The sequence below is a fragment of the Xanthomonas axonopodis genome (genome assembly GCF_001304695.1).
Classification (GTDB): Bacteria; Pseudomonadota; Gammaproteobacteria; order Xanthomonadales; family Xanthomonadaceae; genus Xanthomonas; species Xanthomonas axonopodis.
The window spans coordinates 1-870 of record NZ_JFAQ01000158.1; the positions used below are offsets into that span (position 1 = coordinate 1).

Consider the following 870-nt stretch of genomic DNA (forward strand, 5'->3'; position numbering starts at 1 on the left):
TTTTGTTAGCCGCTCTAAATCGCCGATAATTGGCAGATGACGATCCGACTCAATAAATACATCGCCGAAACCGGCTTCTGCTCACGCCGCGAGGCCGATCGCCTGATCGGCGAACGGAGGGTCACCGTCAATGGCGTGCCCGCCGGCACCGGCGCGGTGGTGGGCGAGGAAGATACCGTGCTGGTGGACGGCCAGCCGCTACGCATGCGTGAGGAAAAGAAACTCGGCGGTCGCAAGCACGTCTACATTGCGCTCAACAAACCGGTGGGCATCACCTGCACCACCGAAAGTTCGGTCAAGGGCAATATCGTCGAATTCGTCGGTCACGAGCAGCGCATCTTCCCGATCGGCCGGCTCGACAAGGACTCCGAAGGGCTGATCCTGATGACCAGCAACGGCAACATCGTCAACGAGATCCTGCGCGCGGAAAATCGCCACCAGAAAGAATATCTGGTCGCGGTCAACAAACCGGTCACCGACGAGTTCCTGCGTGGCATGGCGCGCGGCGTGCGCATCCACAACGAAACCACGCTGCCGTGCCGCACCGCGCGTATTGCCAAATTCGGCTTCCGCATCGTGCTGGAGCAGGGCCTGAATCGGCAGATCCGTCTGATGGCTGCCGAGTTCGGGTACCGGGTGACGCAACTGCGGCGGGTGCGCATCGACAACATCAAGCTGGCCGCGCTCAAGCCGGGGCAGTGGCGCAACCTCAGCGATGCAGAATTGCACGGGGTGCTGCCGCAACGCACCGACTGGTAAGCGCCCGCGCCGGGCCGGCTGCATCGCTGCTAGGTCAGCCTAGCCCGCCCTTTCGGACACCGCCCCCTGCCCGCGCTCTCATGCCCTGCTGCCGGACCAAAACGGCCCACC

Annotated in this window: 1 protein-coding gene; it reads left to right on the forward strand. The window is 63.1% G+C overall.

What is annotated here, in order from left to right; genetic code table 11:
* The first annotated feature begins 36 nt into the window (after positions 1 to 36).
* Complete coding sequence (locus XAXN_RS14695) at positions 37 to 759, forward strand: pseudouridine synthase (RefSeq protein ID WP_054320097.1); 723 nt, start codon at positions 37 to 39, stop codon at positions 757 to 759.
* Positions 760 to 870 lie beyond the last annotated feature (111 nt).